Origin of the sequence: Shewanella marina JCM 15074 (assembly GCF_000614975.1) — a bacterium.
Classification (GTDB): Bacteria; Pseudomonadota; Gammaproteobacteria; order Enterobacterales; family Shewanellaceae; genus Shewanella; species Shewanella marina.
The window spans coordinates 1-13,191 of record NZ_BALM01000045.1 but is presented as its reverse complement, the minus strand read 5'-3'; the positions used below and the strand labels follow the sequence as shown (position 1 = coordinate 13,191).

Genomic DNA, 13,191 nt, shown 5'->3' with positions numbered 1-13,191 from the left:
TCGTTTGTGTGGCGGCAATATTAGTGAGATTCATTGTCCATGTAAAGCCTATAATCAAAAAAAAGCTAAAGTTTAGATTCAATTGGTCGATTAATTTACAACGCTATGTTTTATTGATGTTTATTTATGCATTTAGATGTAAGTTTAATCACAGAATCCCAACTCGGGAGCCGCCTTAATAATGCTATCTCTTGCCAACGTCGTGGTGAGTTTGCATTATTGCTGTCGCTTTTATCGGCAGACGCGGGTGATATGGATCAATTTCAGTTAGATAATGATTTTAATCTTACTGAAAAATTGCATAATAAATTTGAAATTCCGCCTCAACAAGCACTGGTTGACATTATAGATGAGCAACATTTACCCACTAACCATGGTGCTGTTTTCTTAACTCAAGGTATTCGTGCCTTTCATTTAGCTAATTGTTTGCAACCAGAAGCATTAGTTGCTCGTCCTGATCCGACTCAAACAACGCAAGAAGTGCTAGATAATTGCGACTTACACACCCAGCAAAAGTATTTAGGTAAGCGAGAGCCGCAAGCTGTCCAAGTGGATTTAGTTGATTTATTGGCACAGCAACGTCATTGGTCGCAGTCTATTATTGCAGCGTAACATGCGAGTCGCCGTTGATAAGCTTTTACTCGCTTAGTGTTCTGACATATACTCATTTTTTTATCGTAGTTTGGATAATCGCAATGACAGAAAAAGCAGTTGATAATCAGCCACACCTTTCTCATGTAAGTGATACTTGTGGCGAATGTGGTAGTTATGTAGATATTGGTGCTGTTATTGATGAGCACGATACAAAGCTTGTCGTACCTTTTGCTGGCGCTTCTGCTAAGCAAGATGCTGAAGCAATGGCTGACAAAGCTAAGCAAGCTTTTGCTGATGTGAATGTTGAATATAAAGAGGAAGCTGAGCAGGTGACATTAGTGCTTGGCTTCGAAGTTAGCGCACAAAAAATCATTTTCCAATTACGTAACGGCCTATAATTGTTCGTCACTTACTAAAAAAGCGCCAATTGGCGCTTTTTTGTTATCTGGCTTTATTACTTATAAATAGTAGAACGCTATATACAACACTGCTTATATTTCTTACCGCTTCCACAAATACAACTGTCATTGCGTTTTGGTAGTGCACAGTCAAACTGTTCACCTGTGGTATATAACCATACGCCATCTTGTTTAATAAATGATGAACATTCAAAAATAACGTCTAATTTTGTATTGTGCTTATACCAAGCTTTAAAAGTTACGGTTGCACTACTATCTAATTGTTTATCTGTGATGATTTCAAGTCCACACCACTGAGGTTGTGGTTCTTGCTCAAAACTAGCAAGTGTCACATCTGGGTGATAGTGGGCAACTTGGGTGTCGATAATATATTGAAATTGATGTAGTGCGAAGGCACTGTAACGAGAGCGCATTAATTGTTTGGCTGTTTGCGCAACTTGCTGACCAAGGTGTAACGGCTGGCAACATTGTGAATAGGCTAACTGGCTTGCACACGGGCATTGTTGAACTGTCATATACAAAAATTATTTAAGCGGTTTAAATTGATTACCATAATACAGGTTCTTGATTGGGCTTGCTTCAAAATAGTAACGCGGTGCTGACTTACTATTGGTATCAATAGTAATAAGCCATTGGCGCTGTTTATTTTGAGTATATGAGGTGACAAATTTACCCGCAAATTCAACCACAGGTTCACCGGTCGATTTTTCTGGGTAATAACGGATTAAATAGTAGCCTATATCATTAATAGAACCAATATTGTACTGTCTATCTTGCACTCTAAAATCAGCTTTTATTTTACCGTTGTTATGACGGATTCGCTTGAAGAATTTTTCAAATTGCGCATAAATCTCTTTCGGGCCCACCGCAATTTTGGCTTGTTCAGACTCTGGAATGTAACGCGCAGTTGGGCTATACATCTTCATGATAGGTTTGGCGTCTAATTGATCAAATGCACGAATAAACTCAACATAAGATTGATTAATTTGTTTATCGATAGCTCTTTGGTGGTTATCTGACCAAGCTGATAACGAGATGGTGCATAAGCAAACAAAAAGAAATAACCGCATAAAATACTAATAGTGACCAATTATATTGAATACTATAATAGCCTTGCTGTTAATACAGAAGCATTCAATTTTTACAAAGTGTAAATGAGGACAGGGCATGAGTGATGATTTTTTAAAGGCAATGGCCGATGTTATTCCTCTGAAACAGCATGATAAAGTGGTTAACCATAATAAAGCAGGACAATCTCAAGCACAGTTAGCCAAGCGAGCAGCAGCAGAGCAGCATCTTTATTTAAGCCAACTTACTACTGATGTGAGTTTAATTAAGCCTGTGGATCCTGATGAAATTGTGGCGGTTAAAGCTGAGGGAATTCAAGAGGCAGTATTTAAACGTTTACGTAACGGTAAATATAAACACGAATGGCTGTTAGATTTACACGAGTTTAGGGTTAGACAAGCGCGTGATGCCTTAGTGAATTTTATTTTGGCTAGTTATCATGCGGGTGAGCGCAATGTACTTGTTATTCATGGTAAAGGTTATAAAAGCAAACCTTTTGCCGGGTTAATGAAGTCTTGTGTATGTCATTGGCTGGCGCAATTTGATGAAGTGCAGGCATTTCATAGTGGTTTACGGGAACATGGTGGCACAGGCGCGTTATATGTGATGCTCAAAAAGAACGAACAATTGCGAATTGAAGCCAGAGAAACCAATCATAAAGGTTCGGGTTTCCGTTAACTGTGATTGTTTAAACGTTCATTACTTGAGTTAATGAACGTTTATCTCCAACCTATGATTGCCTTCTGTAACTTGTTTATTGTGACTGATGTTGTTAGCTTGGTATTTAATGATTAAAAATATCGCAATATAATAATATTAAAGTGAGTATTCATAATGTCAGAGTCGATTATTCAGGTGAACAACACTCAAGACATTACCGCATTAATCAAGCAAGCACCAATAGTGATCCTTAGCACTTATCGTGGCGATTGGTGTCCTTTCTGTGTTCGTTACCTCGTTAATTTTAATCAGGTGTATCAGGGTTACGCCGATGATATTTTATTAGTGGCATTATCTGTAGATAGTGTAACGGTTTGTCAGCAATTGAAATCTAAATTACAACTAGATTTTGAGTTAGTGTCAGATCAACACTTGTTGATGCAACAGATGTTTAATGTCACAACAGGTAAAGGACATGGCAAGCAAGCATATTTACAACCAAGCGTATTCATATTTAAAAATGGCAATATGGTCTTTAAATGGATACAACAACCTAAGTTAATAAATTTAGGTGGAGCGATTAATCGTCTGCCAATCAATAAAGTCACAGAGATAATTAATTCACTTTGAAACAGTTATTTTGGGATAAATATAATGAAAACATACTTAATAAAATGGTGGCACAGTAATCGTTCATTCCTCATCTTTATTTTATTAATGTGTGTTTTTAGAAACGCTTGTGCAGATTGGAACCAAGTACCAACGGGATCAATGTTACCAACTATTCAAATTGGCGATAGAGTGTTAGTTAATAAATTGGCTTATGATGTCAAATTGCCATTTACCACAGTATCTTTGTATAAAATCGCAGATCCAGTTCGCGGTGATATTATTATTTTTAACTCAAAAACTGCTGATACAAGGTTGATTAAAAGAGTTATTGGTGAGCCGGGCGATACCATAGAATTAAGAAATAACATTGTTTATATCAATGGCAGAAAATTATCATATAAAAATGGCTCTGCGACTAAGAAGGTTCAATATCAATTAGAAAACTTGCTTGGTATTGAGCATGCAGTACAGTTAAACACGCATGGTTCAAGTCTATCTAATATGAGGTCAGTGACCGTGCCTAAAGCACACTACTTTGTAATGGGTGATAATAGAAATAATAGCGCAGATTCGCGTGTGATTGGCTTTGTGCCAAGAGATGAGATCATAGGTAAGAGCGAAACTGTTGTGATTTCACTTGATTATGACAACTATTATTTACCTCGTTCAGATAGAGTTTTCTATCCTTTATAGTAAAAGCCCATCAGCGCTGATGGGCTTTTGTAATTAAATATTCGATTTACACTGAATATTTAATATTAACATTATTACCAACCACACTGATTACCCGCTTGTTTGTTTTGCTCATCTAACCAAATTTTTAGTGGTGCGAAGTAATCTAATACCGCAGTTGCATCCATTTCATTGGTGCCAGTGACTAGAGCTAATGTTTGTTGCCAAGGTTGGCTCGCGCCAAGCGTTAGCATTTGCTCTAGCTTTGCACCAGCCTCTTTGTTGCCATAAATACTACAACGATGAATATCATCGGTATTACCTGCAATATCACAAAGCGCTTTATGGAACTGGAATTGTAAAATATGAGCTAAGAAATAACGTGTATAAGGCACACCACCTGGTACATGATATTTTGCGCCCGGATCGAATTGGGTTTCATCGCGTTCAACGGGGGCAATCACGCCTTGATATCGATTACGTAATTGCCACCAAGCTTGGTTATATTGCTCCGGCTAATTTGGCCATTAAATACCTGCCAACGCCATTTATCAATCATCAGACCAAAAGGCAAAAATGCCACTTTATCTAATGCTTGCTTGAGCAGTAAGCCAATATCTTTGTCGCTACTTGGAATTTGTTCAAGTAAACCAATTTGTTTGAAATAGCTTGGCGTGATCGATAATGCAACTGTGTCACCAATTGCCTCATGGAAACCGTCATTAGCACTATTTTTAAAGATAAAGGGTTGTTCTTTATAAGCTCGTTGGTAGAAATTATGCCCAAGCTCATGGTGAATGACACTAAAATCTTCAGCATTTTTTTGGATACACATTTTAATGCGGATATCATCTTCGTTATCTAAGTTCCATGCTGATGCATGACAAACCACATTGCGATCACTTGGTTCGATGAACAGTGACCGTTGCCAAAAGGTATCAGGTAAGGGCTCAAAACCTAACGAGGTAAAGAAAGTTTCAGCTTGCTCGACCATCTTTTTTTCATCATATTGATGCTCGGCAAGTAGCTCGGTCACATTATAACCAGGGTCGGCATTTTCAGGTGCAACTAGGTCATAAATATTACCCCATTGCTGCGCCCACATATTACCAAGTAGATGAGCCGGTATGGGCCCGTTTGCTGGTACTACATCATCACCATAGTGTTGGTTGAGCTCACCTCTCACATAACAATGTAATGAGTCATATAGCGGCTTTACTTGTAACCAAAGACGGTCAACTTCTTGGCCAAAATCTGCTGCAGGCATATCATATTGGCCGCGCCAAAGTTCTGATACATCCTTAAAGCCCAAGCCTTGCGCACCTTCATTAACGAGTTCAATTTGACGTTCAAATAAAGGACGCATTGGTTTAGCTATTTCACGCCAACCTTGCCAAACTTCAAGTAGTTTTTGTGGATCTCGTGATTGGGCCATCATGACAGATAGTTCTGGTTGGCTGTAACAGTTGCCATCGGCAAAACAATATTCACCTTTGCCATATAAACCATTTAACTGTGAATTAATTTGAGCTAGCTCAGCTGTTTTTTGACTATCGGCCGGTGCAGGTAAAATTAACGAACCTCTTAGCATCATTAATTTACGAGCATTAACTGGATCAAGCTTTACATTGGCATATTTAGCCGCTTCAGTCGCCAGTTTGACCGTTTCTCGACTATAGTTTTCACCTGCTGCTGCGGAAAGTGCAGCTGTATCTTCAGTGATAAAATTGCTGTAAATCCATTCAGCACGATTAATCTCTATCGATAATTCAGCTAAAGAACGCTCGGCTTGGTTTATAAATTCAATGGCTTGTGCTGGTGTAGGAGCAACTGCTTGAGTCGATACTGAAGGTTCTTGCTGCGCTGTTGGAGGGGGCATAGATTTATCACAAGCCGTTAAACCTAAGCTTGCTGCAACACAAAGCGTAGCGATTGAAAAGTTATAAGGTAATTTAGGCATAGATTAGTTATCCATTTGTTATAATTATGTGGCTGCGATAAGGTAGCATTAAGTTAAATATATTGCAGCTATTGGCAGTTTTTATTCACACCCAAATCGGTTACTTTGTTTGACATATGTAACTAGCATGTTTAATTTAAACGTATGTTTAAATTAGGAAAGAGATCAAGGAATGGCAAACCGAAGCGAAACCAAGATCAAAATTCTCGATGCTGCAGAACGCCTGTTTGCTGAAAGGGGGTTTTCAGAGACATCTTTGCGACTTATTACAAGTAAGGCTGAAGTTAATCTTGCATCTGTTAATTATCATTTTGGTTCCAAGAAAGAGTTGATAAGAGCGGTACTTGCGCGTTATTTAGATGTTTTTATGCCAGCGGCAACACAAGCATTGCAACTTAAACAACAAACAGAACAACAAGCATCTTTACATGACATTTTTTCGACATTAATCCAACCCTTACTTGATTTAAATGATCTTAGGTACCGTGGCACCACTACTTTTTTACAGTTATTGGGAAGGGGGTATATAGAAAGCCAAGGGCATCTACGCTGGTTTATTACTACCCATTATGGTGAACATCTGACTGAATTTGTAGCTGCAGTAAGCCAAAGTGTGCCTAATATTCCTAAAGTTGAACTGTTCTGGCGACTACACTTTACCTTGGGGACGGTGGTGTTCACTATGGCCTCAAGTGAAGCATTGAGTGATATCGCCGCAGCTGAGTTTGGCGAGCAAAACGATATTGAGACCGTGATACGTAAAGTTATTCCTTATGTTGCTGCGGGTGTTTCTGAATCTAATATAACGGCGAGCCGTTAAGAGGTATGACATGAGTATCTTGCTACTGGTTTTATTAATTATTATTGTTTTATTAGCGATAAAAGAGATTAGACAGCAGATACTTACGCGTCCGATATTCGCTTTTTTCAAAAGAGTGTTACCGCCTTTATCTGAGACAGAGCAGCAAGCAATGGAGGCGGGTGATACTTGGTGGGAGAGTGAATTGTTCCAAGGTAATCCGGATTGGAATAAATTGCATGATTACGGCAAACCATTACTCACCGCCGAAGAAAAATACTTTATTGATCATCAAGTGAGTCATTTACTCAGTTTGCTTGATGATCATCAAATTGTGGCCGACCAAGATTTACCAGCCGAGGTTTGGCAATACTTAAAAAAACAGGGCTTCTTTGCGTTAATTATTAGCAAACATTATGGCGGTAAAGATTTTTCTGCTTATGCCTGTTCAACTATCGTCAGCTTAATCGCCAGCCGTAGTATTAGTGCCGCTGTCACGGTCATGGTGCCTAACTCTTTAGGCCCTGGCGAGTTATTGAGCCATTACGGTACTCAAGCTCAAAAAGATTATTGGTTACCGGCATTAGCTAAAGGCGAGCATATTCCTTGTTTTGCATTAACGGGGCCAGATGCAGGCAGTGATGCTAGTGCAATACCCGATACAGGAATTGTTTGTTATGGTGAATTCGAAGGTGAGCAAGTTTTAGGATTAAGACTTAATTGGGATAAACGCTATATTACGCTAGCGCCTGTTGCTACGGTATTGGGACTCGCATTCAAAATGTATGATCCCGATTGTTTATTAAGTGAAAAAACCGATTTAGGCATTACTTGTGCGTTAATTCCAACCAAGCATCAAGGGGTTAACACTGGCGAACGTCATCATCCTATGGGGCTCGCATTTATGAATGGTACTACTTACGGTAACGATGTATTTATTCCATTGGATTGGATTATTGGTGGCGCACAATATGCGGGTCAGGGTTGGCGTATGTTAGTTGAGTGTTTGTCTGCAGGCCGCGGTATTTCATTACCTGCGTTAGCAACAGCCTCTGCACACATGGCTACTAAAACAACCACAGCCTACAGTTACATTCGGCATCAATTTGGTATGCCAATCGGCCAGTTTGAGGGCGTGCAATCTGTGTTAGCAAGGCTGGTGGCGAATACCTATCAATTAGAAGCGGCTAGACAATTAACAACGACCGGAATTGACTTAAAAGTAAAGCCTTCCGTGGTAACCGCTATTGCTAAGTATCATATGACCGAACTTGGGCGAGAGGTGATTACTGATGCTATGGACATTCATGCGGGTAAAGCAATACAACTTGGGCCAAAAAATTATTTAGGCTTAAATTATTTTGCCCAACCAATTGCAATCACTGTTGAAGGTGCCAACATTCTTACTCGAAATCTGATGATTTTTGGACAAGGTGCTACCCGTTGTCATCCATACGTACTGGCGGAGATGCAAGCAGCGATGGATGCCGACGATGATTCAGGTCTAGTCGAGTTTGATAAGTTATTACTACAACACCTTAAATATACTGCATTAAATAAATTACGTGCATTTGGCGCTGCCATTACAGGGAGTCGGTTTATTAAATCACCTGTGAGCGGCGAAACTAAACAGTATTACCAACATTTAACTCGCCTTAGCTCTGCTTTAGCATTAATGGCAGATGTTGCCATGTTGATGTATGGCGGTGATTTAAAACGTAAAGAGATGATGTCTGCAAGATTAGGTGATGCATTGAGTCACCTCTATTTAGCATCTGCCACCTTAAAAATGTTTGAGGATAATGGTCGTCAACATGATGATTTACCGATTGTGCATCATGTATTGACCACAAGACTGCATGATATTAGCCATGCTTTATCAGTGAGCCTTGATAATTTTGATAATAAACTGATGGGATTTTTGTTGCGTTTAGTTATTTTCCCCTTGGGTAATCATTTTAAAGGGGTAACCGATAAGCAGAATATTCAGTTGGCTCAAGCTATGTTGAAACCCAGTCCTGCTCGTAATCGATTAACGTTTCTATGTGCTGAGTTTGAGCTAGATAACTCTGGTATTGCCGAGGTAGAACAGGCATTTATTGCCATGCATGCTGCCAAAGACTGCTATAAAAAAATCAACAAGGCACAAAAAATTGGTCTTTTACCTAAAGCGGTTCCATTTGAGCAAATACTTACTTTAGCCTTGCAGCAAGAAATTATAACCGAGGCTGAAAGCAAGCAATTACAACATGCTCAGCAATTAAGAGATGAGGCGATTGCCGTTGATGTTGATTAAGTGCGGAGTGGATAGAGATAAATGAGTTTTAGTGTTAAATGATATGCCATTAACGAATATGAAAGCGTGTATTAAATATGGCTTAATGATTTGGTGTTGTTTAAACGCGAATGTATTAGCTCAAACAGGTGATTGCTTTGATAAAAGTTTGCAGAATATAAACCAACAAATCTTAATTTGTAAGCATTATATAAAACAGTTTGTTGTGAGTCATAATATGGCTGATACCGAAGTGTATAAAGCACATATGCAATTGGCCAGTTTATATAGACAGTCGGGTGACTTAATTTTATCAGATAAGCAATTAGATTTATTGGATAGTGCAGAATTGAGTCAATTACAACGCTACCAAGTTGTTCGGCAGCAAGGAATTAACGCTTATCATAATCGTAACTATCTTCAATCTTTAGCGTTATTTAATCAGGCTTATCAACTGTCGCAGCAACTTAAAGATATTGTATTAACCGCTAAATCTTCTAATGATCTTGCTAATACATATCAAGCCTTGGGGGATCTAGATACTGCGGTCACGCTACTACTTGAAAGTTATAATATAGCTAAACAGACTAATAACCTTAATCGACAGGCTGTTGCGCTGAATAATTTAGGCAATATTTATCGTGATATTAATCAGTTAGATGATGCTATTTTATCGTTTAGACAAGCGCACCAATTGCATCAACAGTTACAAAACCCAAAACAAACCGCGCATACCCTCATCAGTTTAGCGGAAGTGTTTTTTAAAAAAATGCACTTTGATAAAGCAGAGCAATTGTTGCAACAACAATTAACTCAGTTACAAGCCAATGGCCTTTTTATCCAATTATCTCGTGCATATTTGATTTTAGCGGAAATTAAATTAGCGAGAAATCAATTGCAACAGGCGCAGTTATTGCTTGCTAAGCAAAAACAAGCGGCTCAATTAGTGCAAAGCAAAACCAATAATTTAAGAGCCTTACTGGTTGAAGCTAAACTGAAGCAGTTGCAAGGTGAACATTCACAAGCGCAGCAATTGCTGGAGCAAGGACTACAATCACAAGCTGCGCAACACAGTCAATTAGCTGAACTTTTTATATTGCGCTGGCACAATCTCAACGCAGCACTGGTGACTACAAGGCAGCCGTTAAAACCTTAGAAAATTATAATTTATTATTAAAGCATAATAGGGCAGGCAGTAGTGATTTGTATCAGCGTCGACTGCAACAAACGAAAACACTTGTCGAATCGCCTCAAGTCACGCCGCAAACACCATCATTGAGCTATTGGCTGATGATTGGTTTTACGCTACTCGCTTGTGTTATTGGACTTGTTCTTTATCGCAAGCATGCAAACAATAACACCTCTGACGTTGATTATAGACAGTTATTGGTCGATATCATGTGTCTATCCTTACAAATATGGGAGCAAAAACAAGGACAAACACGGATTGAATTAGCCGAACAAAGCAAAATGTGGAAAGTCAGTATAGATGATGGCAGATTGCGAGTTCGCACGTTTGAACGTTATCTCTCCGAAGCGACATTACCAAAGAAACCACGTTGGCGTAACGTGCTTAATACTGCAAAACATGTGCTTAAAGATGCGGATGGGGAGAATGTGTTGGTTATAGAATTAATACAAAAAAAAGAACAATTACAGATGTTTATAAAATCAGAGCCTGATCTGTTTAAATAATGCGATCAAGGACTAACTCATTTCTGCCCTAAAATCAGTTTCGCAGTTCAAAAGGTAAGTGGGCCAACCAAAGCTTTGGTTTTGGAAAAGCTAATGTGACATGTTTTTGCATAGTTCATAAGTTATGCTTGTTCTATCTTTTGATGACATAACGCCTCTTCACAAGAATTGTTCATATAAACAGTTATAATAAACATTGTGAATTTTCAGCATTATTTGGGTGTAACAAGGAAAGTGATTTAGCGTCAATAATGACTAAGTGTTTGTTTTAAAATAGCTATATTTAGTCGTTAAATCATACAGCATCACAAATATGCAAATTCTGACTTTCACTATGAGATTACTTAGTGAAAACGCGGGAAAATATTTCATAAAAGATTGAGTTAACGAGCATTTTGGGGCATTTTTCTAATATATGATTAACTGGGTTGTCTGTTCTTATTCGGAATTCAGCCTAATATACTGTTATATGCCCAAACGGAGTTCGTAGCATAATTATGGAATTAACTAATCCTCTCCCACCACAAGGTAATGAATTTGAAGCCCTGAAAACTGGTTTGACTGAATTTAACGAATCGCATACAGGTACAGTGTTCAGAGAAAAAGTATCTTCATTCGTAAAAGATGAATCAGGTGTGATTCTTGGCGGCATTCTAGGTGAAATCAACTGGAACTGGATGCATATTCAGGGGCTTTGGATTGATGAAAGTATTCGTGAAGGTGGATGGGGAACAAAATTATTATCGCGTATGGAGGAATATGCTTTATCTCAAAACACCCCTAGCATTAGGTTGGAAACGACTACATTCCAAGCACTAGATTTCTATATCAAAGCGGGTTATTCAGTTTTTGGCGAATTACCTGATATGCCTAAAGGTCACACTAGTTATTTCTTACAGAAGCAACTGGGCATATAACAAGCTGTTAAATCAGGACAAATAACAGTTGGCTGTTTGCTCCTGCGTCGCTTATTTTAGCCAACAATTATTTGCCCATTAACGAGGGCGTTATACATTAGGATCAAGATTTGAGTATTCATGAAAATAACTGTGATTGCGTAATTTGCAAAACTAAAATCGATGCACATATCCCTGATGAGTTGATTGAAGAAATTCTGAGTGAAAAGGTAACCTTCTTCACTGGAGCAGGAATCAGCACAGAATCACCTTCGGTTCTGAATATTAACTTTTATGAAGAAGTTGCTAGAGAAATAGATGCTCTAGATAAAAATTACAGCTTTCCTGAATTGATGCAAGAGTTTTGTAAGAAACCCAATGGGCGTATAAAACTTTTACAGATGATTCGATCTAGATTTAGAACGGTTGATTCATTCCCTGAATTACAAGCCATGGCTACAACTTTTCATAAAGAGCTAGGAACTTTATTCCCGATAAAAAACATAGTTACGACTAACTGGGATACATATTTCGAAGACTTCTCCCATGCTACACCGTTTGTACTAGATAGTGATTTAGCATTCTGGGAAGTGGCTGAACGTCGAGTACTAAAAATTCATGGTTCAATAGATAACTTATCAACGGTGGTAGCAACTGAAGATGACTACACCGAATGTACAAAGCGTCTGAATGAAAAATTAATAGGAGGCTTGTTAAAGACTATCTTGGCAACTCAAACCGTGATATTCGTTGGCTACTCAATGCGGGATAGTGATTTTCAAGAAATTTATGGTTTAGTAAAAACTCAAATGGATCTTTTGCATCGACAAGCATACGTTGTTACTCCTTTCGAGGATGAAGCAAAGCGTTTTGAGGACGCAGGGCTTATACCGATAATAACAGATGGTACATACTTTTTAGAGCTGGTAAAAAATGAAGCCGTCACACAAGAACTTCTTTTGCCTGATTTAGCATATGAATTTTCATCTTATATGCTTGATGAGATAGAAGATGAACATATTGAATTAAGCAATAAAATTAGTAATACGGATTGCCCTGAGGTTATATATTCTGCTTGTTATCAAGATGGAGTGTTGCATGCTCTACAGCGAATACGAAAGAACAAATACTCTGGCGAGTATTCACATCCATGTAGGATAGAATCTTTAATCGGTGAGTATGCGAGGATACAGACAGGTAAGAGAAAGGAAAAAAGGTATACGGACGTTGCTTACATAGAAGGTTATATCAGAGCTTTGTTTTTTCATTTGCAAAATTGTTTCGAAGGTGATGAATTTGAAATACCAAAGTATTTTGCTTTCGGAGCTAAAAACGATTTGTATTCTTTTGAAGATTTCATGGAATTCATAAAAGAAAACCCTGAGGCTCATAAAGCATCTCTTAAACAGGCCAAACGTTACTTAAGCACTTTGCACGAGCCTGACAAAGTTGTAATTCATCATCCTCCTTGGATCTAATGTATAACAAGTTGCTTATAGGATTATTTAAGCGGTGATCATTTAAGCAGGATCATTTAAGCC

At 38.4% G+C, this 13,191-nt stretch carries 13 protein-coding genes and 1 pseudogene; 11 read left to right on the top strand and 3 right to left on the bottom strand.

Annotated features, from left to right (window positions below; all coding sequences use genetic code 11):
• The first annotated feature begins 126 nt into the window (after positions 1-126).
• The gene (locus JCM15074_RS19605; protein WP_025823591.1) at positions 127-612 is read left to right on the top strand and encodes a VC2046/SO_2500 family protein; all 486 of its coding nucleotides are present in this window, start codon (positions 127-129) and stop codon (positions 610-612) included.
• Positions 613-695: 83 nt separating this feature from the next.
• The gene (locus JCM15074_RS19600) at positions 696-992 is read left to right on the top strand and encodes a DUF406 family protein (protein WP_025823589.1); all 297 of its coding nucleotides are present in this window, start codon (positions 696-698) and stop codon (positions 990-992) included.
• A gap of 77 nt (positions 993-1,069) precedes the next feature.
• Here the strand turns inward: JCM15074_RS19600 and JCM15074_RS19595 are convergent, their stop codons facing one another.
• Together JCM15074_RS19595 and JCM15074_RS19590 are read right to left on the bottom strand one after the other, a co-directional pair.
• Positions 1,070-1,528: a YchJ family protein gene (locus JCM15074_RS19595; protein WP_025823587.1), complete on the bottom strand. Its 459-nt coding sequence runs from the start codon at positions 1,526-1,528 to the stop codon at positions 1,070-1,072.
• Between the two features lie 9 nt (positions 1,529-1,537).
• Positions 1,538-2,083 carry a YybH family protein gene (locus JCM15074_RS19590; RefSeq protein WP_025823585.1) on the bottom strand — a complete coding sequence of 182 codons (546 nt, stop codon included), beginning with the start codon at positions 2,081-2,083 and terminating at the stop codon, positions 1,538-1,540.
• Positions 2,084-2,180: 97 nt separating this feature from the next.
• Here JCM15074_RS19590 and smrA point away from each other — a divergent pair, with 97 nt between their 5' ends.
• The 3 genes from smrA to lepB all read left to right on the top strand — a co-directional run bounded on the left by smrA (position 2,181) and on the right by lepB (position 4,046).
• Positions 2,181-2,759, top strand: a complete 579-nt coding sequence (smrA, locus tag JCM15074_RS19585) for a DNA endonuclease SmrA (RefSeq protein ID WP_025823583.1) — start codon at positions 2,181-2,183, stop codon at positions 2,757-2,759.
• 156 nt (positions 2,760-2,915) lie between these two features.
• Positions 2,916-3,371, top strand: a complete 456-nt coding sequence (locus tag JCM15074_RS19580; RefSeq protein WP_025823581.1) for a peroxiredoxin family protein — start codon at positions 2,916-2,918, stop codon at positions 3,369-3,371.
• Between the two features lie 24 nt (positions 3,372-3,395).
• Positions 3,396-4,046, top strand: a complete 651-nt coding sequence (gene lepB, locus JCM15074_RS19575; protein WP_025823579.1) for a signal peptidase I — start codon at positions 3,396-3,398, stop codon at positions 4,044-4,046.
• Between the two features lie 74 nt (positions 4,047-4,120).
• Here lepB and JCM15074_RS23210 read toward each other — a convergent pair.
• Positions 4,121-5,985, bottom strand: a pseudogene (locus JCM15074_RS23210) (M2 family metallopeptidase).
• Positions 5,986-6,157: 172 nt separating this feature from the next.
• On the opposite strand from JCM15074_RS23210, the gene psrA reads away from it, so the two are divergent.
• The 6 genes from psrA to JCM15074_RS23195 all read left to right on the top strand — a co-directional run bounded on the left by psrA (position 6,158) and on the right by JCM15074_RS23195 (position 13,128).
• Positions 6,158-6,805, top strand: coding sequence for a TetR family transcriptional repressor PsrA (gene psrA, locus JCM15074_RS19565; protein WP_025823578.1), 648 nt, complete (start codon positions 6,158-6,160; stop codon positions 6,803-6,805).
• 10 nt (positions 6,806-6,815) lie between these two features.
• Positions 6,816-9,080: an acyl-CoA dehydrogenase gene (locus JCM15074_RS23205; protein WP_037470079.1), complete on the top strand. Its 2,265-nt coding sequence runs from the start codon at positions 6,816-6,818 to the stop codon at positions 9,078-9,080.
• A gap of 31 nt (positions 9,081-9,111) precedes the next feature.
• On the top strand, positions 9,112-10,215 hold the full coding sequence (locus JCM15074_RS24290; RefSeq protein WP_051536970.1) for a tetratricopeptide repeat protein: 1,104 nt from the start codon (positions 9,112-9,114) through the stop codon (positions 10,213-10,215).
• Positions 10,216-10,262: 47 nt separating this feature from the next.
• Positions 10,263-10,754, top strand: coding sequence for a hypothetical protein (locus tag JCM15074_RS24285; RefSeq protein WP_148300850.1), 492 nt, complete (start codon positions 10,263-10,265; stop codon positions 10,752-10,754).
• A 497-nt stretch (positions 10,755-11,251) separates the two neighbouring features.
• Positions 11,252-11,671: a GNAT family N-acetyltransferase gene (locus JCM15074_RS19550; RefSeq protein WP_025823576.1), complete on the top strand. Its 420-nt coding sequence runs from the start codon at positions 11,252-11,254 to the stop codon at positions 11,669-11,671.
• A gap of 110 nt (positions 11,672-11,781) precedes the next feature.
• Entirely contained in the window at positions 11,782-13,128 is a 1,347-nt protein-coding gene (locus JCM15074_RS23195) for an SIR2 family protein (protein ID WP_025823575.1), read from the top strand.
• The last annotated feature ends 63 nt before the right edge of the window (positions 13,129-13,191 follow it).